General features: G+C 57.2%; 23 protein-coding genes. 7 read left to right on the top strand and 16 right to left on the bottom strand.

Annotation, left to right across the window (positions count from 1 at the left end):
- The 6 genes from FZZ90_RS10260 to FZZ90_RS10235 all read right to left on the bottom strand — a co-directional run.
- On the bottom strand, window positions 1-1,135 hold a 1,135-nt coding region (locus FZZ90_RS10260), incomplete at its 3' end, for a hypothetical protein (RefSeq protein WP_226425681.1).
- Window positions 1,136-1,407: 272 nt separating this feature from the next.
- Window positions 1,408-1,662, bottom strand: coding sequence for a hypothetical protein (locus tag FZZ90_RS10255; protein WP_226425680.1), 255 nt, complete (start codon window positions 1,660-1,662; stop codon window positions 1,408-1,410).
- Window positions 1,663-1,700: 38 nt separating this feature from the next.
- Window positions 1,701-1,841, bottom strand: a complete 141-nt coding sequence (locus FZZ90_RS10250; RefSeq protein WP_226425679.1) for a hypothetical protein — start codon at window positions 1,839-1,841, stop codon at window positions 1,701-1,703.
- A gap of 177 nt (window positions 1,842-2,018) precedes the next feature.
- Window positions 2,019-2,741 (bottom strand): GAF domain-containing protein, encoded by a 723-nt coding sequence (locus tag FZZ90_RS10245; RefSeq protein WP_226413309.1) that lies wholly within the window; start codon window positions 2,739-2,741, stop codon window positions 2,019-2,021.
- A gap of 104 nt (window positions 2,742-2,845) precedes the next feature.
- Complete coding sequence (locus FZZ90_RS10240; protein ID WP_226425704.1) at window positions 2,846-3,148, bottom strand: gamma-glutamylcyclotransferase; 303 nt, start codon at window positions 3,146-3,148, stop codon at window positions 2,846-2,848.
- On the bottom strand, window positions 3,145-3,390 hold the full coding sequence (locus FZZ90_RS10235) for a NifU family protein (protein WP_011128549.1): 246 nt from the start codon (window positions 3,388-3,390) through the stop codon (window positions 3,145-3,147). The genes FZZ90_RS10240 and FZZ90_RS10235 overlap by 4 nt, the downstream gene beginning before the upstream one ends.
- A gap of 80 nt (window positions 3,391-3,470) precedes the next feature.
- Here FZZ90_RS10235 and FZZ90_RS10230 point away from each other — a divergent pair, with 80 nt between their 5' ends.
- On the top strand, window positions 3,471-4,979 hold the full coding sequence (locus tag FZZ90_RS10230; RefSeq protein ID WP_226425703.1) for a malate:quinone oxidoreductase: 1,509 nt from the start codon (window positions 3,471-3,473) through the stop codon (window positions 4,977-4,979).
- Window positions 4,980-4,982: 3 nt separating this feature from the next.
- Here the strand turns inward: FZZ90_RS10230 and FZZ90_RS10225 are convergent, their stop codons facing one another.
- Window positions 4,983-5,303 (bottom strand): multidrug efflux SMR transporter, encoded by a 321-nt coding sequence (locus FZZ90_RS10225; RefSeq protein ID WP_186542016.1) that lies wholly within the window; start codon window positions 5,301-5,303, stop codon window positions 4,983-4,985.
- A 71-nt stretch (window positions 5,304-5,374) separates the two neighbouring features.
- On the opposite strand from FZZ90_RS10225, the gene lepA reads away from it, so the two are divergent.
- Complete coding sequence (gene lepA / locus FZZ90_RS10220) at window positions 5,375-7,195, top strand: translation elongation factor 4 (RefSeq protein ID WP_226425678.1); 1,821 nt, start codon at window positions 5,375-5,377, stop codon at window positions 7,193-7,195.
- Between the two features lie 29 nt (window positions 7,196-7,224).
- On the opposite strand, the gene FZZ90_RS10215 is transcribed toward lepA, so the two are convergent.
- From FZZ90_RS10215 to FZZ90_RS12855, 6 genes are all read right to left on the bottom strand, one after another.
- Window positions 7,225-8,628, bottom strand: a complete 1,404-nt coding sequence (locus tag FZZ90_RS10215) for a vWA domain-containing protein (protein WP_226425677.1) — start codon at window positions 8,626-8,628, stop codon at window positions 7,225-7,227.
- Window positions 8,629-8,931: 303 nt separating this feature from the next.
- Window positions 8,932-9,579 carry a type II secretion system protein gene (locus FZZ90_RS10210; protein ID WP_226425676.1) on the bottom strand — a complete coding sequence of 216 codons (648 nt, stop codon included), beginning with the start codon at window positions 9,577-9,579 and terminating at the stop codon, window positions 8,932-8,934.
- On the bottom strand, window positions 9,576-10,010 hold the full coding sequence (locus FZZ90_RS10205; RefSeq protein WP_226425675.1) for a hypothetical protein: 435 nt from the start codon (window positions 10,008-10,010) through the stop codon (window positions 9,576-9,578). The genes FZZ90_RS10210 and FZZ90_RS10205 overlap by 4 nt, the downstream gene beginning before the upstream one ends.
- A gap of 156 nt (window positions 10,011-10,166) precedes the next feature.
- Complete coding sequence (locus tag FZZ90_RS10200) at window positions 10,167-11,801, bottom strand: hypothetical protein (protein WP_226425673.1); 1,635 nt, start codon at window positions 11,799-11,801, stop codon at window positions 10,167-10,169.
- Between the two features lie 55 nt (window positions 11,802-11,856).
- Complete coding sequence (locus tag FZZ90_RS10195; protein ID WP_226425672.1) at window positions 11,857-12,444, bottom strand: type IV pilin protein; 588 nt, start codon at window positions 12,442-12,444, stop codon at window positions 11,857-11,859.
- A 69-nt stretch (window positions 12,445-12,513) separates the two neighbouring features.
- Window positions 12,514-13,068, bottom strand: a complete 555-nt coding sequence (locus FZZ90_RS12855; RefSeq protein WP_304623291.1) for a type IV pilin protein — start codon at window positions 13,066-13,068, stop codon at window positions 12,514-12,516.
- A 129-nt stretch (window positions 13,069-13,197) separates the two neighbouring features.
- Between FZZ90_RS12855 and FZZ90_RS10185 the strand changes: the two genes are divergently transcribed.
- A complete protein-coding gene (locus FZZ90_RS10185; protein WP_226425671.1) occupies window positions 13,198-14,487 on the top strand; it encodes a HAMP domain-containing sensor histidine kinase in 1,290 nt (429 codons plus the stop codon).
- Here the strand turns inward: FZZ90_RS10185 and FZZ90_RS10180 are convergent.
- Window positions 14,456-15,169, bottom strand: a complete 714-nt coding sequence (locus FZZ90_RS10180; protein WP_226425670.1) for a response regulator transcription factor — start codon at window positions 15,167-15,169, stop codon at window positions 14,456-14,458. The two genes, FZZ90_RS10185 and FZZ90_RS10180, sit on opposite strands and share 32 nt — an antisense overlap.
- A gap of 81 nt (window positions 15,170-15,250) precedes the next feature.
- On the opposite strand from FZZ90_RS10180, the gene FZZ90_RS10175 reads away from it, so the two are divergent.
- The 4 genes from FZZ90_RS10175 to FZZ90_RS10160 are packed head-to-tail and all read left to right on the top strand — an operon-like array spanning window position 15,251 to window position 17,117.
- Window positions 15,251-15,658, top strand: coding sequence for a hypothetical protein (locus tag FZZ90_RS10175; RefSeq protein ID WP_226425669.1), 408 nt, complete (start codon window positions 15,251-15,253; stop codon window positions 15,656-15,658).
- The gene (locus FZZ90_RS10170) at window positions 15,655-16,062 is read left to right on the top strand and encodes a hypothetical protein (RefSeq protein ID WP_226425668.1); all 408 of its coding nucleotides are present in this window, start codon (window positions 15,655-15,657) and stop codon (window positions 16,060-16,062) included. Before FZZ90_RS10175 ends, FZZ90_RS10170 begins: the two co-directional genes overlap by 4 nt.
- Complete coding sequence (locus tag FZZ90_RS10165) at window positions 16,052-16,579, top strand: Tfp pilus assembly protein FimT/FimU (protein WP_226425667.1); 528 nt, start codon at window positions 16,052-16,054, stop codon at window positions 16,577-16,579. Before FZZ90_RS10170 ends, FZZ90_RS10165 begins: the two co-directional genes overlap by 11 nt.
- Complete coding sequence (locus FZZ90_RS10160) at window positions 16,572-17,117, top strand: prepilin-type N-terminal cleavage/methylation domain-containing protein (protein WP_226425666.1); 546 nt, start codon at window positions 16,572-16,574, stop codon at window positions 17,115-17,117. The genes FZZ90_RS10165 and FZZ90_RS10160 overlap by 8 nt, the downstream gene beginning before the upstream one ends.
- Here FZZ90_RS10160 and FZZ90_RS10155 read toward each other — a convergent pair.
- The gene (locus FZZ90_RS10155; RefSeq protein WP_226425665.1) at window positions 17,114-17,467 is read right to left on the bottom strand and encodes a hypothetical protein; all 354 of its coding nucleotides are present in this window, start codon (window positions 17,465-17,467) and stop codon (window positions 17,114-17,116) included. The genes FZZ90_RS10160 and FZZ90_RS10155 overlap by 4 nt on opposite strands.
- The gene (locus tag FZZ90_RS10150) at window positions 17,464-18,870 is read right to left on the bottom strand and encodes a sensor histidine kinase KdpD (protein WP_226425664.1); all 1,407 of its coding nucleotides are present in this window, start codon (window positions 18,868-18,870) and stop codon (window positions 17,464-17,466) included. Before FZZ90_RS10150 ends, FZZ90_RS10155 begins: the two co-directional genes overlap by 4 nt.
- Between the last annotated feature and the right edge of the window lie 25 nt (window positions 18,871-18,895).

Raw genomic sequence — 18,895 nt, 5'->3', positions numbered from 1 at the left:
AATCGCCCTGTTCGTCACGAAGGCGAGCAATGGAAAGAGCGGAGTTGTTGGACCATTGATCTCCAGAATCCCAGTAAGCAACCTCATTAAAACCAAGAATGAGGTCATCACCGGATTGATTGCCCTGCATCCCCGGGCCAGTGGGAATGGGATTGCCGTAGGAATCGATTAGAGCGACGTTGCCGTCCAGGTCAATCCAGATGTCTTTGTTGCTGTAGTTCTGATCAGCGAAGTAATAGTCACCTTGTCCGAAGCCCGTTAGATCCCACTGGGCTCCATTGATATTGAGAGTATCGACGCGTCGGAGGGTGTCAGTGCCTTGGTTATCTGGTGAATCTGAGCGGTCTTGAACGATGAAGTAATCGCCCTGTTCGTCACGAAGGCGAGCAATGGAAAGAGCGGAGTTGTTGGACCATTGATCTCCAGAATCCCAGTAAGCAACCTCATTAAAACCAAGAATGAGGTCATCACCGGATTGATTGCCCTGTTCTCCGTAGAGTGGAGAGGAGCCGTCGTCTCTGGTGACGTTGCCGTCCAGGTCAATCCAAGAGGACTGGCTTAGGAACTGTGGATTGGAGAAGGGGTAGTTGGGATTGTATCCGCCCCAGCTGTTGAGAGGTGAGAGGGCAACTATTTCTCCGTTTTGGAAGAAGATTTCATTGACATTGCGGAGAGTATCTGTGCCGTCATTGCCATCGTCAAGGTTACGGTCCTGGATGAGGACGTATTGGCCTTGAGTATCAGAGAGGAGAGCAACGGAGTAGTCGCGTTGATATTGATCCCAGAGGCTGAAGTTGCCGTTGTAATCAACGAGTTGAAAATTGGAGATGAGGTCATCGCCTGACTGATTGCCCTGTTCGCCATTTAGAGGAGCGGAGCCGTCTTCTTTGGTGATGTTGCCGTCGAGGTCAATCCAAGAGGACTGGCTTAAGAATTCTGGATCGTTGAAGAGGTAGATGCTTCCGGGATCGTTATGCTCGCGCAAGGAATATCGATTTCCTGAAATCAGAATCTCTTCTTCTCCGGTGTAGAGGGAGAGGCCAGTGTTTTCATCACTTAAATTTCTGTCCTGAGCAATAAAATTAAATCTCGGCCAGATGAACTGGTTCAGTGGGAGGAGATTGACGTCCTCCAATCTGCTGAACTCCGTTATCGGTTCTTCTCTAACAATGCCACTCATATACATTTATGACATTGGCCGCCTAAGGTGACTTCCGCTTAGAGCTGGGCGCCAGAACAGGACCGACTAAGCGGATTTCCAGTATTTTAACTCAGGCGCCTGTCTGGCCCTTTTGTTATGCGGGATCCGCATGCATTTCATCTCCGAGGGCTTTCTTCGACCATCTCTTTGTGGACTCAGGTGTCCCCAGAGTTGCTGGCTAGTGCTGTGGTGCCTTGTTCAACGACTCAAGACCACTTTTTTCTGAACTGTTTTGCCGCCGTGCGTTCCATCTGCCAGCCCGACCAACGTCGCCATTCGATTTCAGCTGCCGTCAGGCATTGCTTGGCGAGCGATTCATTTCGCTGTTCAAGGCTGTTAAATCGGATGGGACAAGCAGGACCAGCATTCATCTCGATCTCCCAACGTGAATCAACCTTGTCGTTCAGACTGAATCCGTGGTGGTTTTTATTGATAACAAAGCCAATCGATCGGTATTTCAACTCAGTTGGTCCTGCCAGCTCGTTAGATCTGAAATGCTTCAGCTGGCCTTGAGATACACCTTGCGACCTTTGGCGTCGACTTTGTAGCGACCACCCCTGGGACCAATGTGAATCACATCGGCTGTTGATGTGTTGACTGGGCTCGGTGGTTCGGGTTCCTGCTCAACCACCGCAGGCACGGGAGTATTGGGCGTTTGCGTTCTCAGGTGAGGTGCTGCTTTGAAGATATTCAGCCCGAGTTTGCGATACAGAAAATCTGCAATTCGCATGACGCATCACTTGAATTTCCTTTTTATTTTCCGGCGATGTCAAGTGTTCGTGGTGTCGCCGTTGCCCATCGCCCAGCTCCAATTGGCTCAACCGTGATTGTTTGACGACTCCGCTCGACTGCTTTGCACGTCGGGAAAGTGCTCGTTCATGCATTCGGGGCAGATGCCATGGCTGAAATTCAGCGTGCTGTGCTGCATCAGGAATCGTTCGATCGGTTGCCAGAACCCTTCCCTGTCACGGATGGATTTGCAGTAACTGCAAGTGGTGACCAACCCTTGAGCGTGATGCATCTGACAGAACTCATCCATCAGGGCCAGGGATCGGCGTCTGAGTTCCAATAGAGTGGTGGCTTGTTCCGCCAGGCCTTCCATCACCTTGTATTGCGAATTGGTGAGTGATTTGGGAATCCGATCAATCACGCAAAGCGTTCCAATGCGGTGGTTGATGTCGGTTTTCAGGGGGAAGCCTGCATAGAGCCGGATGTGGGGTGCTTCCTGCACGAGTGGGTTGTCGCGGAATTTCTCATGAAACAGCGCGTCCTCCACCACCAGAGGCTTGGAATCGAGGATCGTATGGGCGCAAAAGGAGATGTCTCGGTCGGTTTCGCTGGCCTCAAGGCCCACCTTCGATTTGAACCACTGACGCTTTTCATCCACCAAGGAGATCAGAGCGATCGGAGATTGGCAGATCTCTGAGGCCATCCGGGTGATGTTGTCAAAAGCTTTTTCAGGCTTCGTTCCCAGAATTCGATATTCACTGAGTGATCTCAGCCGGGCTGCTTCGTTGATCGGCTTTGGTGCTGCCTGCATGGGCATACCTCGCTAGGCATGCCTTTGGTCTAAGGCATGATTTTTTTATTTTCTGTAAATGTGCAGTGCGAAAAATTTCGCTTTGTGGATTTTATTTCCCTCGATTAATTAATTCTTGGAGCTGCTTCATAGAGCCACACGCTCCGCCCATCCCTGAGGGTCGCGCTGCTGCGTTGGTACACCTCGGGTACCTCCTCCCAAGCATCCAAATCGGGCAAGCAAGGGTCGGGCACCCAGTAGATCTCTCCTGTCACGGACCCATCCCCCCACTGGAGCATCGGATAGCCCTGGTAGTCGATCAAGACGAAGCCATCGACGATTCCGTCGCTGTCGCGGTTGGTGCCCTTGAGCAAGTGATGGGCGCTGCCGTTGATCTTCAGTGATCCGTAGACGAAAAGGCGCTTCAGAGTACCTGCACCACTTCACTCACTTCGGGGATCGACTCGCGCATTTTGCGCTCGATGCCCATCTTCAAGGTCATGGTGCTGCTGGGGCAGCTTCCGCAGGCTCCCTGCAGACGCACCTTCACGATCGGACCGTCCAGCTCCACCACTTCAACGTTGCCGCCGTCGGCCATCAGGAAGGGGCGCAGTTCATCCAGCACCTTCTCCACGTTCTCCAACGTGAGGGCCATGGTTTCAGTGCTCATCGGGATGAACCAGACATCAACTCCTCAAGGTTACGGAGTGGCCCCATATGGTGACGAGAGCGGTTAACCCTCCAGCTCCGGTGCAGCACGACGGTTCGTTCAACCCCGAGGCCCGTTACGACGCCGTGCTCGTGGGCGCTGGAATCATGAGCGCCACCCTGGCGGCGCTGCTGCATGAACTTGACCCGCAGCTGCGGATTCTTCTGGTGGAGCGGCTCGAGGCGCCTGCTCTGGAGAGCAGCGCCGCGGTGAACAACGCCGGCACTGGCCATGCCGCCAACTGCGAGCTGAACTACACCCCAATGCAGGCGGATGGCACGGTTACCACGGCCAAAGCGGTGGCCATCAATGCCTCGTTTGAACGCAGCCTGGAGTTCTGGGGGTCGCTGCGGGAGCGGGGCGATCTCGACACCGGCAGCTTTCTCCACCAGGCGGCCCACATCAGCGCCGTCTGGACGCCGGAGAACATTGCCTTTCTGCGTCAGCGCTACAGCCAGCTGAAGGAGCTGCCGGCCTTTGCGCGGATGCGCTGGAGCGAAGACCAGAGCGAGCTCACCGAATGGATGCCCCTGGTGATGGCGGGCCGTGATCTCAAACAGCCGGTAGCGGCCACCCGGATTGATCGGGGCACGGACGTGGATTTCGGCACCCTCACCAGGGCCTATCTGATGCCCTTGCAGCAGAGCGGAGCACTCACCGTTGAGTACGGCACTCAGGTGCAAGACCTCAAACGCCTGCGCCGCAGCGACATGACCGAGGCCGATTGGAGCGTGGTGCTCAAGGGGCCCTCGGGCAAAAAAGAGGTGCGGGCGCCCTTTGTCTTCCTCGGTGCTGGTGGGGGTGCCCTGCCACTGCTGCAACGCTCTGGGATTCCAGAAGCGGCTGATTTTGCTGGCTTCCCGGTGAGTGGCCTTTGGCTCGTCTGCGGTGATGCGCAGCTGGCCGATCGTCAGCGGGCCAAGGTCTACGGCAAGGCGGCGGTGGGGGCTCCACCGATGTCGGTTCCTCACCTCGACACCCGCTGGATCGATGGTAAGCGCTCGCTGTTGTTCGGCCCTTTCGCAGGTTTCAGCAGTAAGTTCCTTAAGCAGGGCTCCTTGCTGGATTTGCCTGCTTCCGTGCGCGCCACAAATTTGGTGCCAATGCTGCAGGTGGGTGCCACCAATTTCGAACTGGTGCAGTACTTGATCAATCAGCTGCGCCAGAGCCCTGCGGAGCGGCATGAGGCGCTGCAGCAATTCATGCCTACCGCCCGCGCCGAAGACTGGACGCTCTCGGTGGCGGGCCAGCGGGTTCAGATCATCAAACGCAGCAAGCAGGGCGGACGGCTGCAGTTGGGAACCGAGGTGGTGGCCTCCGGTGATGGCTCCCTGGCGGCGTTGTTGGGGGCCTCCCCAGGAGCAAGCACGGCCGTCACGATCATGTTGGAGGTGCTGCAGCGCTGTTTCAAGCAACGGCTCGACAGCGAGGCCTGGCAGCAGCGTCTGCAAGCGCTGTTGCCCAGCATCCATGAGGATCCGCAGCAGGATCCGCAGGTGCTGCAGCGGATGCGGGGGCGCAGCGATGCCCTGCTGGGGCTCACCCCTTGAAGGTCATTCCCCCAGGTTCACCAAGACCACACCTGCGGTGATCAGGGCGATGCCGATCAATTGGGCGGGCTGCAGCATCTGGCTGTAGGCGAATCGCCCCACCAGCACGATCACCACGGTGCCGATGCCGCTCCAGAGGGCATAGGTGATCCCCAGGGGAATGCTCAGCACCACCTTGGAGAGCAGGGCCATGGCAAGGGCGTAGGCGCTGAACACCAGCAGGGTGGGCAGCGGTCGGGTCATGCCTTCTGACAAGCGCAGGCAGGAGGTGCCGATCACCTCAGCGCTGATCGCCAGCAGCAACAGGGTCCAGGGATTGCTCATGACCTCTGGTGCCGCTCCTTAGGATTGAGACAACGACTAACTCTGGACCCGAGACGGGATTCCGCCGCTGCATGACCGACGCCCCCGTCTCACGGATCCGTAACTTCTGCATCATTGCCCACATCGACCACGGCAAGTCGACCCTGGCCGACCGGTTGCTGCAGGACACCGGGACGGTGGCCAATCGGGACATGCAGGAGCAGTTCCTGGACAACATGGATCTGGAGAGGGAGCGAGGGATCACAATCAAGCTCCAGGCCGCCCGGATGAACTACACCGCTGCCGATGGAGAGGAGTACGTCCTCAATCTGATCGACACCCCTGGCCACGTTGACTTTTCCTATGAGGTGAGCCGCAGCCTTCAGGCCTGCGAAGGGGCATTGCTGGTGGTGGATGCCAGCCAGGGGGTGGAAGCCCAGACCCTGGCCAACGTGTATCTGGCGCTGGACAATGATCTCGAGATCATCCCGGTGCTCAACAAGATCGATCTTCCCGGTGCGGATCCGGACAGGATCAAGGAAGAGGTCGAGGCGATTATCGGGCTCGATTGCAGCAACGCCATCTCTTGCTCGGCCAAGACCGGCTTGGGGGTGCCCGAGATCCTGCAGGCCGTGGTCGACCGGGTGCCGCCGCCGAAGGATGCAGTAGAGGAGCCCACCAAGGCACTGATCTTCGATTCGTATTACGACCCCTACCGGGGCGTGATCGTGTATTTCCGTGTGATGAGCGGCCGGATCAGCTGCAAAGACAAGGTGCTGCTGATGGCCAGCAAGAAGACCTATGAGCTCGATGAGATCGGGATCATGGCGCCGGATCAGAAGAAGGTGGATGAACTCCACGCCGGTGAAGTGGGCTACCTGGCGGCGTCGATCAAGGCGGTGGCTGATGCCCGCGTCGGCGACACCATCACCCTGGTGAACGCACCGGCGGATAAGGCTTTACCGGGTTACACCGAGGCCAAGCCAATGGTGTTCTGCGGCCTCTTCCCCACCGAGGCCGATCAGTACCCCGATCTGCGCGATGCCCTCGACAAGTTGCAGCTCTCGGATGCAGCGCTGAAGTACGAGCCGGAAACCAGCAGCGCCATGGGCTTCGGCTTCCGTTGCGGCTTCCTTGGCCTGCTGCACATGGAAATCGTGCAGGAGCGGCTTGAGCGTGAATACGACCTTGATCTGATCGTCACCGCGCCATCGGTGATCTACAAGGTGAACATGATCGATGGCTCCGAAGTGATGGTGGACAACCCCGCCACGCTTCCCGATCCGCAAAAGCGTGAGTCGATCGAAGAGCCCTACGTGAAGATGGAGATCTATGCGCCAAATGAATACAACGGCGCACTGATGGGCCTCTGCCAGGAGCGGCGGGGTGACTACATCGACATGAAATACATCACCACCGATCGGGTGACGTTGATCTACGAGTTACCGCTGGCGGAGGTGGTGACCGACTTCTTCGATCAGATGAAGACGCGCACCCAGGGCTATGCGTCGATGGAATACAGCCTGATCGGTTACCGCAAGAACCAGCTGGTGCGTCTGGATGTGTTGATCAACGGCGAGCGGGCCGATGCCCTCACCACGATCGTCCACCAAGACAAGGCCTACAACGTGGGCAAGGCCTTGGTGGAGAAACTCAAGGAGCTGATTCCACGCCAGCAGTTCAAGATCCCCATTCAGGCCTCGATTGGAAGCCGGATCATTGCCTCCACCAGCATCAGTGCCATCCGCAAGGATGTGCTTGCCAAGTGCTATGGCGGTGACATCTCACGGAAGAAGAAACTGCTGAAGAAGCAGGCCAAGGGCAAGAAGCGGATGAAGGCCATGGGCAAGGTGGATGTGCCGCAGGAGGCCTTTATGGCTGTGCTCAAGCTCAACGATGGAGGGGGGAGCTAAAACCAAGCCCCCTTCCCTCATTTGATGGATTAACTCACGTCGTCTTCTCCCTCAGTCAGAGAATCTTTGTCGATTTGGTTGTAATAGCCCTGCGTTAGTTCAGAAAGTTTTTCCAGCCAGGGTGACTCCAGGCCGAGGGAAGTTGTGTTCACAATCAGTGCCCGGTCTTCCCCGTTATGTTGGCGATCGTCATTTTCCCCTGCGTAGTAATTGGCTGTGGGTTGGTGATCCCAACTTGACCAGTTGCCGCCATTGCGATCCCGGTTGGGTCGACCGTCCGACATCAAATACAGCGTGTCAGCCTCCGTGTCGTCAAAGGCTGATTGGATGGCGTTCCAGGGATCGGTTCCACCCCATCGGGTCACCCTGTCGTTGTCCAGGGTGTTAACAAACTGAATGGCTGAGTCGCGCTTGCCCTCATCACCCAAACGCACCAGTCCACTTGTTGATTCATTCCACTCTTTGTGGTTTCCATAGCCATTTGAGCTGAAGGAGGTGAGCCCCACCTTGGTGTTGTTGGGCAGCTGCTCAAGGATCATCGTCATTTCACTGATCAAGGATTCCATCCGGGTTAACGCGCAAATCCGACGGGTGTCCCGGTAGCGCCCTTGGTTTGGGTCGTAAAAGGTGCGCCAGGAGCCATAACCATCTCCCCACATCATGCAGGCGCTCATCGAGCCTGATCCGTCGATCACAAAGCGCACATTGCTGCTGGTGATGTTCTGGAAGAAGGCTCCGTTGAGCGGTCCTCCCTGGCCTTCACCGCCGAAGTTGTCGACGCGTTTGTCGGCACGCGCGAAAGCGGTGAAATACAGAGGTTGATAGGTCACCTGTCTGTCGCCCACCCCCAGCTTGTTGATGAAGCTTTCGGTGATGGTGTCTTCATCTTGCCCCTCGCCTGCTGCGGTGGGGTCGATGAACTTCACCAATTTGTAGTTGGTGTCGGTTTCAATCCGCAGGGCGGGTTGGCGTTCTGACCGGCTCGGGGTTTTCCCTGAAGTGAAGGTGAAATCTGTGCTGTTCAGAATCTCGGCCTTGGTGGGGCCATCCTCTTCACAAACGGTGGCCAGGCTTTCGCCTTCCTTGAGTTCGCTTTCCTTTCGGCAGGGAATGGCGCCGATGTTTTCAAGGACGCGAGAGAGAAACACATCCGCCGTTTCGTTGTATTTTCCATCTGGATTCAGCGGTGCACCACAGCGTTCAATCGTGAATCCACCTGATCCCAGGCTTATGCCATAGAGAACGGGTTGATTCAACTCAATCATTTTGACGCCAAACAAGGGCTTGAAGGGGCGATTGCCAGCCAGAGCTGTGCAGTCGTTCACCAAGGATGTATAGCGGCTGTCATTCAAATTGATATGGGTTTGATCAGCCGCAAACGTTTCTGATTTATCGATCACAAGGTGCATGCTGCGCTCAACTTCTGAGCGCATGAGCCGGAGGCCATTGGTGGAATTCTGGCGCAGTGTGGTTTTATCTTCAGATTGCTTGATCAGCGTTCCAGTGGATTGCAGAGCCACGCCAGAGGCCATGATTAAAAGTGTTCCAACTCCCGCTGTAATGACCAATTCGCTCATGCCGGCAAAGCCGTTCCGTCCTGGCTTGCGTTGAATGTTGGCAAGCAAGGCTCTTGGTTTCATGACCCATTTACAGCTTGATCTTTGTACTGTCGTCGATTGTGAGGCCGATGATCTGGGATAGGGGTGATGATGCTCTGAGGAGTGCGTGAGAGATTTTTATTTCACGCAGCTGGAGGTCGAGGCATCCCAACTGGCTCGCACAATCGTTCCCGTTCCTGAAATTTGCAGGCAGCGGGTGCGTAGGCGTTGTTCCTGGGTGTTGGTGGATCGAATCAGAAAAATAAGATCGTCCGACATGGTGCTGGTTCCAGGGGGCGTGAGCTGATAGCTCGCCAGATTCACGCTCACTTCCACCGCTTCTGATTCTGGTGTTCCCTCCCGATCGAGCAGGCGCAGCGAACGGTCGCGGATGATTTTTGTCTTTTCATCGCCACTGGATCCTTCAGCCAATAATGTTCCAATTTCAGGCCCATAAGCACAGCCGCTGGACTGGCCTGCTGCTGCAATATCGCTGTTGCAGCATTCGATCCGCTCCGGATGCTCCTTCATCTCCACTACATCAGAGGGGGGCACGAAATTGTTGAGCCCGTTTTGGTCGAAGTTCAATGTGCAACTGGTTTTCTGTTGGCCGAGCTTGGCGCGCAGGCCAAAAAAGCCGGCTTCCAATTGCTGGGTGAAGCGGTCGACCTCTCCCTGGCGCATGTTGCGCAGGTAGGACGGAATCGCTGCCGATAGGCCGATGGTGATGATCACCATTCCTACAAGAAGTTCAAGGAGTGAAAAACCTGCTGATTTGGATTTCATCGTGTGCTGTAACACTTGGCTGCAAAGTTCGGGGTCATTTCAATGATTCTTTGTTCTGCTTTGACCTGTTGTTCGGGGCCTTCAAAGCTGTAGACAATGCGCAGAATCCCAGGAATGGAACTAATGTCAAACGTGCGTTTAATGGCTGCCATGCGAGGTTCTGGTGCGACAGTTTGGAGGTGACTGCTGAGTGCTTCTGGGGGATTGGTGCAAGCACTTTTTAGGGCTTCTTTGTCTCCATTGTCGATGATCCACTCATCGGTGTAGTAGGAATCTTCTTTCTGCATGGCTTGAATATTGTCATTAATCGCTGCTTCAATCCTTGCTCGATCTGAGAGGTTGGCACTGCCACTCAAAGCTGCAACCGAAATTCGACTTACCGCTGCTAATGCAGAGGCGAGAAGAATTCCTGCGATCAGCACCTCGACCATGGAAAAGCCATTAACTGGTTTCCTTGATCGCTTCTGGTGTCGATAGCGAGGTCTGTTCTTCACCCGATGGTGTTACTCAATAACAATTGAAATGCTCTACTAAACTGTTTTAACTGATTTTTGTTGTCTGGAACTGAGGGCTAGATGAGCGTTGACTTACCAACGCCGGAATGTATCGAGGCCTGTGCCGCGGATCCCGCGGGTCACCATCTGGCCGTAGCCCGGAAAGTTCTGGCTTTCCCAATCCCACTGTTCATTCAGATCACGAACAACAGTGCTGTCGCCACTGGTGCCGGTGATCAAGTCGAAGGGGCCCGCATCGGTGCATATCCCATCGGCCCAGATCAGCCCATTCAGGCTGGTGCTGCTGGTGCCTGTTTTTACAATGCCGGGAAGCAGATGCACGCTGGCAGCAGGAAGACTGTCGCCATCAAAGGCGAGCACGTATGTATCGCTTGAGGGCGATACTCCGCAGCTGCGCACACCGCCGGGTTTTGGTGCAGCAGACAAGATGATCAGTTGTTCTGGCTTGCCATTGCAGGCGTCGCTGCCAGGGTCGACGCCGCAGAGCTGAGCACCACTGCCAAGGTTGATGCTGCCGCTGATGCCCGGTTCTGAGGGGTCCACTGTGGAGGTTCCGGGATATTCCAAATGCAGGACCACCGGGCGGTTTGCACTGGTTTCGATCAGCAATCGCGTATTTGTCAGGTTGATGTGTTCCACAAAAATATGGCAGTCGTCTCCCGTTCCTTTGCAGAGTTCGCTGGCACTGAGCCTGATCACCGAACCGCCCTCTTCTTCTAGATCATCACGTTCTTCAGCGTTGGCTGAATTGGAATCACGGCTGCAGGCAATGGCATCGCAGTCGTCTAACGAGCCTGTGTCGTCAAAGCTCCAAACTCGGCTTTTGTCGGAGTTATTGGCTTTGTCTTGGGTCAGGCCAAGGTTCCATAAATTGCTGGTGGGCAATCCTTTCTCAAGGATGGGAACAATTCTGTTTTCGAGATTGTCGTTGGTGTTGCTGGCTCCTACATCCTCGAGCAGGTTGTAGGGCAAGCAACCGTTGGCGGTGAGATAGCGATCAGCAGTGTTGACATTCAGCAGCACCTTGCCATCCCCGGATGCTCCATTGCTGTCCAGAATTTCGGTGTCTCCCAGTGAGAGTGTTTGGCCCGCCAGCACCGCCCAATCCCCTTCACCGGCAACAATCGAGTTCACATAGAGCGAACGAAGCAGCAGGGTTCTGGCGAGATAGCCCTTGCCTGGATCATCACCATCGCGCACCACCAGGCCTTCGATTTGAAAGCGTCCTTCCCCTGCACCGTTGTTGCTGGCCGTTGCCGTGGTGGTGTATCCCCGTAATCGGTACTGAAGTTGGATGTTGGCTTTCCCATCGTCCCGTTGGCTGGATGTGCTCTCCGTCAGTGCTACGTGGGGAGGTTCTCCCGTGCTTGCGCTGGCCGGCACGGCCTCGGGCAATAGGCCGCGGTTGGTGCATAGTTCTCTTAGAGGAAAATCAGCTTGGTTGGAGGCGTTCCAACCCCATTTCTCACTCCCAGAACTATCAATATCCCCGCCGTGATGATTGAGGGTGAACAGGTAGCCCTTGTAGACCGTGTTGTCATCGTTATTGAGTTCGCTGAGAATCCGGTTGAATCCATTCAAGGCAGCCGTTTCGGCCATCTGCTGATAACTCTCAGCGGCGCCCAGCTTGCGGCCCATCAGTTGCCGAAGCAGTAATCCCGTGACGCCGGCCATCAGCACCATCCCCATCATTAAGGCAATCAACATCGAAAGCCCCTGCTCCTGCTTGGGAAACTTGCCTGATCGCTGATGGTTTGATCTTTTAGGTGGTCCCAACATTAGGTTCATTTGCGGTTGACGGATGAGGGCAAAAGTCATTCATGACTGCTTTAGGCTCATTTGAGGGTTCTTCAGGTTCTTTCTCTTTTGGGCCTTTGATGATGGTACTGGCGCCATTGGTCAGATCCAGGCATCCAATGACATAAAGATCTTGTTCGTCGATTCGTAATGCAGTGATGGTGAATTTATTGTTCGCATTATTAATTCTTATTGTGTAGTACTCGTTTGGTAAAGTAATGTCTGAAAAGTTGTTTTTATCTGCAGGGCCTGAGTTCGTCATGATTGCTGCCGTCTCATTTAAATCGGCCCAGCTTTCTGGAAGCAGACCAAACTCATCGGCGTAGGAAGCGATCGTTGTTTGGATTTGAGCAACCGTCGAAGCTACTTCATTTTGTCGTGTTCGATTAACTTGGTTGAGGTAGTTTGGGAGCGCAATGCTTGAAAGTATCCCTGCGATTGCCACTGTCATCATGCACTCGCTAAGTGTGAAGCCAAGAGTGTCATGCTTGAGCTGGGTGGATTCGAATTGCCTGATGGCTAATCGTTTAAAGCCTTTGTGAGGTTGTTTCATTTTGGTCGGCCTGGCTTTTGCCCCCTCTCGCTAAGTGTCTACGAAAGAGGGCTTTGTTAGTTTGCTTGACTAGCCTCCACTCGCTACTGGATTGCCGATCACAATAGTTCCACTTGATAATGCCGGAATTGCTGGTTGTCCGGGGGTTACGGCGCCGGTCACAGGGTCGGTAGAACTTGGTACTTCTGCTACGGCCGCTTGGGCAGTTAAATATACCGATGATGTGATGGTTGATCCCAAGAGACTCCCGCTTGTTGAATTGCCCGTGGCGACAATCTGATTGGTTTGTGCGTTCTCTGGATCTGGGCAGTTAAATGTGAAATATCTAGTTTCTGCTGGGCACGGGATGCTCCCAGTTCCTATAGCGGCTCCTGCTGCTGATAAGCCGCCTTCCTGGTATGCCGCATAGATTTGTTTGAGATATGCACTTGATACGCTTTTTGCTTCAGTTGCTTTGGCTTTATCCGTTTGGCTTAGAAAGTTTGGAAGCGCAACTGCGGAAAGAATGCCAACAATCACAATCACGATCATCAGCTCCACGAGCGTGAAGCCCTTCTCGACCAGATTGCGACCTTTTTTGCGGTTGAGCAGTGCCAGCTGAAGCTTGGAATTGAGGGAAGTCATTGTTAAAGGTGTTGATTGTTGATGTGCACCTGTGGTGCCGACATGACAACCATGACGCGTTCCGTTGGCACGCAAAGAAGCCCTGGCTAAAGCTTCCCTAAGAACGCTCTTAGTTTTTCTCTCAGATTCGTGGCGCTGCGCTCTCTTCCGTCTCTACGGGTCTGGTTGCAATCCACTTCCTTGTTGGCGGTGGTGGCGGGCTACACCGCTTTGTTCGCTTTTGGTTCAGCGCTGGCAGATGCGGAACGGTCGGAGCGGCATCAGCGGCTGGTGAATCAGATCCGCAATGGCCTCAGCGCTGGTGAGCTCTCGTTGCCACTGCCCCAGGGTTTTGGGGTCCAAGTTGCACTGGTGCCTGCTGATTCACGGGATGAATCACCAACGTTGCGCCGGATCGACGGGGCCTATTGGCTGATCAGCAGAAGCACGCTGCCTTCTCTGGCTTCCAGCAATGCGCTGATGGAGGTACGGCAGAACATCACCGCATCGGTTCAGAGCCAACGACGGGATCAATTGTTGCTGATTGCCGCAGCGGGGATGTCGCTTTTGCTGGTGTCGTTGCTGTTCCGACTGGTGCTCTGGCGTGGCCTGATCATGCCATTGCAGTCGCTCGCCGATGAGCTTTCCTCCCTCGGTGCCGATTCCCTTGGCCAGCGGACTCTGGATCAAGTCGGACAGTCGCAGGAACTGCAGCCGATCGTCGAGGCCTTCAACCAGTTGCAATCACGCCTGGCGGAGGCATGGCAGCGGGAACGGCGCTTTGTGGATGGCGTCGCCCATGAATTGCGCACTCCGATCACCGTGATTTCCGGCCATGCCCAGAGCCTGCAAGCTGAGCTGCCTGAGGCGAGTCAAGCCAAGCTGGCTTTGATTGCTGCAGAAGCGGAGCGCCTCGGGGAGTTGCTCAGCGTGATGTTCGATCTAGCCCGCAGTGATGCCGGCCGACTCACCCTTGAGTTGGAACCCCTGGATCCTGAGCTTGTGGTGCTGGATGCCTACGAGCGGCTGCAATCTTTGGCCCCGGCTCGGCTGCGTTTGGCACCGCCGTTTGAAGGTGAGATGCCGCGCATTACGGCCGATGTCGAACGGCTGCAGCAGTGTCTCGCGGCTCTTGTCGACAATGCCTTGGGTTACTCCGTAGGCATGGTGCAGCTGGCTGTGTCGGCCTCATCTGACGTTGTGACTCTGCATGTGCGCGATCAAGGCCCCGGCATCCCCGAGGGGGAAAGAGCTCAAGTTCTTGAACGGTTTGTGCGCGGTAGCACCTCGATCGGCACCCGAGGCAGCGGCATCGGTCTGGCCATCGTCAAGCTGCTGATGCAAGCGATGCAAGGCGAGCTGCTGATCGGTGATGCCCCGGAGGGTGGAGCCGACCTGCAATTGCGCTTCAAGATTTTGGCTCCCCCACCCGCGCCATGAAGCCCACACCCCGCACCGTGTGCAGCAGTTGTGGCTCTCCTTTGGCTTCTACCTTCTTGCGCAGGTAGCCCATGTAGACATCGAGGGTGTTGGGGTCGCCAACAAATGGCATACCCCACACGGCATCGAGAATCGTTTGGCGCGACTGCACTTCGTCGGCATTGCGCACTAGGAACAGCAGTAGTTCAAACTCCCGCTGCGAGAGCGCAATGCCGCGCTCTCCCCTTTGCACACAGCGTTCGATCGGATCCAGCAGCAGATCACCGAGTGCAATGCCGCTGGCTTCGCCGCGCGCGTCTTGTTCATAGCCGCCGCGACGCAGCCGGGCTCGCACCCGGGCGTGCAGTTCCTTGAGGTTGAACGGCTTGGTCAGGTAGTCGTCCACGCCTGCGTCGAGAGCCTGAACCCGTTCGTCCACATCGTCGCGGGCGGTGAGCATCAACACCGGGGTGGTGTTGCCGCTGCTGCGCAGGCGGCGGCACAGCTCCACACCAGAGAAGTCCGGTAGCGTCCAGTCGAGCACCACCAGATCGAACTGTTCTTGCCGCCAATGCAGCAGTGCGTCCTGACCGTTGTCGCAGCCGGTGCAGTGGTGGCCGGCGCCGCTGAGTTCCTCCATGAGGAACCGCAGCAGTTCCGGGTCGTCATCGACGATCAGCAGCCGGCTCGGCTCCGGGCTCACGGGCTGGGTGCAATCACTTCAGGCTAAGTCGGCACACCAGCGGGGAATGCTTCATCCAACGTTTGTCGAGCTTGGATGCGATTGCCTGATCCACATCAGCAGGGTTTTGCCCTGCCCTTGGCGCTCACCGCCTCGGCGCTGCTTCTGCTCAGCAGCTTGTCGTTGCAGACCCTCGCCATGCACACGCGTCAGCGCAGTCGTCAGGCGCTGGCCACCGTGCAGACCCGTGATGCCGAGCGTTCGGTGGCGATGGCCTTTCAACAGCAGTCCATTGGCGCCAATGCCTGCCTGTTGGCGTTGCCCTCCCCGGAGTGGGAGCTACCTGGGCGCTGCCCCGGGGCGAATCCTTCAGCCCTCCAATCCGGTCGCGTCGCTGATCGTTCCTGGCAGCTGTTGCATTGGCAACCGCTTGGCGCGATGGCTGGAACCCTGCAGCTGCGCTGGAGTGATGGCCGTCAGAGCCGTCTGGATCTGGAGCTTCTGCCATGACGATCACGGAAGTTGTTGTATCCGCTTTGATCCTTGGGATCAGCAGCCAGGTGTCGCTCCAGGGTTGGTCGCGCACCAGCCAGGCTGCTGCCACGTCGCTCCGCACCGATCAGCAGGTGCAGTTGCTGGAGCAACGGCTCCTGGCTAGTCGTCGTATTTTGTCCAGTGCTCCAATCGCTGATCAGGCCTGCCGTTGGGATCGTGAGGAGGTGGTAGGGGTTCTGGCGGACCTGCCTGAAGACGCCGACCTCTCGTCGTCTTGGCGGTTCGAAGCCTCTGGGGCTGGCCTCTGGCTCGATGTGGAACTGACGGATCCCGATGCTGGGATCCCGTTCAAGCGGAGCCAGTTGTTCACCCCAGCGGGTCTGGGGAATTGCCCGCGGGAGGTCAGCGATGCCGAGTGATCAGAGGCGCGGAGAAGGGCCCAATGGCTTCAGCCTCGTGGAGTGCCTGGTGGTGGTGGCGCTGTTGGGGATCCTGGTGACCTTGGCGATTCCCAGCTCCAGTGCTGTACGACGGCGCTTGGAACTGGACAGTGGTCTGCGCCGGCTGCGGGTGGGGCTCGACAGGGGCCGGATGGCCGCCGAACGGGACCGCCAGCCCTGTGCTCTGATGCTCAGCGCGACTGGTTGGATCGCCCCGCATGGGGGCGATCTGCCGGCCTGCCGTTGGGGTGTGACCGCCTTGGCGGAGACCGGTGCAGGTGATTTGGAGCTGCGCAGCAACCTGCCGGATGCCGTTCGCTTCAGCACCAATGGCTTCGTGCTCGATGGCGGCCTGGTGGTGTTGTTTCACCTCAGCCATGGCCAGGCCTTGTGCCTGGTGATTGGCCTTCCCCTGGGCATTAGCCGCTCTGGTGTTTACCGGGGCGATCCAGGCGGCTCCCTGAGCAGTTCCCTCTGCCTCCCTAGTGATGTTTAGGCCCCGCTCCGCTCAAGGCTTCACGCTGGTGGAGTTGATGCTGGCGGCTCTGTTGGGGTGCCTGCTCTGCGGTGTGGTGTTTCAGCTCCTGTTTGCCGAAACGCGCCAAGGCGGCGCGTTGGCCGAGAGCTTGCAGTTGAAGCAATGGCAACGGCGCACGCTGGAGTTGGTGAAAGGCGATCTGGAGCGTGCCTCCAGCTGGCAGATCAACCCCGATCCTTCAGCCGATTGGCCCTGTGCCTTGGCCGATCGGCAACCGAAGCTCGCTATCACGCCACGAGATGGCTCGGATCCTGTGGTGTACAGCCTTGGACTGGCGCCATCGGCGATCTGGCGCGGTGATGTGTTGATGCGCTGCGGGCCGGCCTTTGATCTCCAGGGCGGGATCCGTAGCGGTAGCCGTTATCAAAACCGCGTGGTGTTGGATGGCGTGGATCGCTTTGAGCTCCACCAGCCGCCTGGATTGCCGTTGCTGCAGATGCAGCTGGAACAACGCACCCGCCGTGGAGGCAGGGTCCGCTCCCAGGGGGTGGGTTAGGGATCCGTGATCGGCTCGGGCTCCGGTGCCATCAGGAAGAACATGCTCAACGCCACTTCAGACAGCGCCAGGAAGAGGTGGTCCAACCAGCCGAATTGCACGCCCATGCCCATGGCAGTGATCCAACTGTTCACCACCACCATCACCGTCGCAAAGATCGCCAACACCAGCGCAGGCAGAGTCCGCAGCAAACGCCGTTGATCCCAGAGCGTCCACAGCAGGGGAATCAAAACAACCGTGCAGATGCCATGCAGGATGCGCATCGACACATCGCTGTGCATGTGCGGTGTGATCGCAGCCCAGAGGTTCACCGGGATCAGCAGTGAGCAGAACACCAGGAACGGAATCATGACGGCAACACCACGGTGAAGCAGCTGCCTTCGCCGAGGCTGCTGCGCACTTCAATGCTGCCGCCCATGCCTTCCACCAGCAGCTTCACAACGGAAAGTCCTAAGCCTGAGCCAGTTTTTAGGGGGGCGTTGCTGCCGCGCTGAAAACGCTCAAACACCTGGTAGAGCTCTGTCTCAGGAATGCCGATGCCTTGGTCGATCACATCGATCAACGAGGCACCGTCGCGCTGACGCAGCACCAGGCGGATAGCCGCGTCCTTAGGGGAATACTTTGCGGCGTTTTCAATCAGATCCAGCAACACCTGCCGTAGGCGGGCCGGATCGGCCTGGGCCACTGCATCACGGGCCATTGGATCCTCAGGCAGCTCCAGCAGCAGCGGGCGGCTCAAGGTGTTGCGGGCCAGATCCGCCACCTGTTCCAGTTGCTCGGCGAGGCGTACCGGCTCCTTGGCGATAGCCAACCGGCCGGAGTCGCCGCGGGAGAGATCCAGCAGATCGTCCAGCAGCCGGCGCATGCGGATGCTTTCCTCCTCGGCGGTCTGCAGCCCCTTCACTTGATTGGGGCTGAGGTTGTCGCCCCGTTTGATTGTGCGGTGCAGATAGCCCTGAACGATGGTGAGAGGGGTGCGCAGTTCGTGGCTCACGGCGCTCACGAACTGGCGTTGCTGGCTCCACGACTGGGCCAGCCGTTCCAGCAGGGCGTTGTAGGTGCGGCTCAGCTGCATCACTTCGATTGGGCCTTCGCCCAGCTGGAGTTTGGCGGTGGCCAGGGTGTCTGCCGTCAGTTGGGAGCTGGCGGCATTGAGCTGATCCAAGGGCTGTACCACGCGCCGCACCACCCAGCTCACGCTCAGCAGGGTGATGGCCAGGCAGCTTCCCCACACCATGATCATCAACACCAGATAGTTGTTCAGGGCCTGAAGGTTGGAGCTGGCCCGTTGGGCCATCCACAGGCGTGAGCCGTCGGGGAATTGCTTGACCAGCTCTGTCAGCAGTCGTTCATTGCCGATGTCGAAGGTGCGCTGCAGCCCCGGCTCACGGCCGGGGTTGGTGGCCATGGCGGTTTGGATCGCGGCGTCCGGCAGGGCCTGGTGGATGCGGGGCCGCACCAAATCGCCGTTTTTGTCTTCGATCCAGAGGCTGGTGTTGGGGCTGGAGTGGAACAGCAATTCCTGTTCAAGACGGGTTGGATCGTCCTGCAGATCGGTGATGGCGTCTTCGCACAGCGCGATGCTTTGGCGGGCCAACTGCTGGTCGTTGGCCAACAGGTTGCGCTGACCGATCAACAGGCCCACCGAGGACGCACCGGTGAAGCCCAGAAAGACCACGAGATAGGTAGCCAGCTGCAGCTGGCCTTGCAGGCTGCCAAGCAGCTGTTGTCGCCAGCGGTAGTGAGACGCCATGGCTTCATTCTTCCGCGGTTCGGGA

The sequence above is a fragment of the Synechococcus sp. MU1617 genome, from assembly GCF_020514235.1.
In the GTDB taxonomy this organism is placed as follows: domain Bacteria; phylum Cyanobacteriota; class Cyanobacteriia; order PCC-6307; family Cyanobiaceae; genus Parasynechococcus.
Note: the sequence above shows the minus strand (reverse complement) of the source record. Positions and strands in the feature narration are given on the sequence as shown.

What these genes read in the sequence shown, in the direction of transcription:
- FZZ90_RS10165 (WP_226425667.1), top strand. Translation starts at nt 16,052, where the DNA reads ATGCCGAGTGATCAGAGGCGCGGAGAAGGGCCCAATGGCTTCAGCCTC.
- FZZ90_RS10200 (WP_226425673.1), bottom strand. Translation starts at nt 11,801, where the DNA reads ATGTTGATTGCCTTAATGATGGGGATGGTGCTGATGGCCGGCGTCACG.
- FZZ90_RS10205 (WP_226425675.1), bottom strand. Translation starts at nt 10,010, where the DNA reads ATGGTCGAGGTGCTGATCGCAGGAATTCTTCTCGCCTCTGCATTAGCA.
- FZZ90_RS10170 (WP_226425668.1), top strand. Translation starts at nt 15,655, where the DNA reads ATGACGATCACGGAAGTTGTTGTATCCGCTTTGATCCTTGGGATCAGC.
- FZZ90_RS10245 (WP_226413309.1), bottom strand. Translation starts at nt 2,741, where the DNA reads ATGCAGGCAGCACCAAAGCCGATCAACGAAGCAGCCCGGCTGAGATCA.
- FZZ90_RS10210 (WP_226425676.1), bottom strand. Translation starts at nt 9,579, where the DNA reads ATGAAATCCAAATCAGCAGGTTTTTCACTCCTTGAACTTCTTGTAGGA.
- FZZ90_RS10160 (WP_226425666.1), top strand. Translation starts at nt 16,572, where the DNA reads ATGTTTAGGCCCCGCTCCGCTCAAGGCTTCACGCTGGTGGAGTTGATG.
- FZZ90_RS12855 (WP_304623291.1), bottom strand. Translation starts at nt 13,068, where the DNA reads ATGACTTCCCTCAATTCCAAGCTTCAGCTGGCACTGCTCAACCGCAAA.
- FZZ90_RS10215 (WP_226425677.1), bottom strand. Translation starts at nt 8,628, where the DNA reads ATGCGCTCAGAAGTTGAGCGCAGCATGCACCTTGTGATCGATAAATCA.
- lepA (WP_226425678.1), top strand. Translation starts at nt 5,375, where the DNA reads ATGACCGACGCCCCCGTCTCACGGATCCGTAACTTCTGCATCATTGCC.
- FZZ90_RS10195 (WP_226425672.1), bottom strand. Translation starts at nt 12,444, where the DNA reads ATGAAACAACCTCACAAAGGCTTTAAACGATTAGCCATCAGGCAATTC.
- FZZ90_RS10150 (WP_226425664.1), bottom strand. Translation starts at nt 18,870, where the DNA reads ATGGCGTCTCACTACCGCTGGCGACAACAGCTGCTTGGCAGCCTGCAA.
- FZZ90_RS10225 (WP_186542016.1), bottom strand. Translation starts at nt 5,303, where the DNA reads ATGAGCAATCCCTGGACCCTGTTGCTGCTGGCGATCAGCGCTGAGGTG.
- FZZ90_RS10155 (WP_226425665.1), bottom strand. Translation starts at nt 17,467, where the DNA reads ATGATTCCGTTCCTGGTGTTCTGCTCACTGCTGATCCCGGTGAACCTC.
- FZZ90_RS10235 (WP_011128549.1), bottom strand. Translation starts at nt 3,390, where the DNA reads ATGAGCACTGAAACCATGGCCCTCACGTTGGAGAACGTGGAGAAGGTG.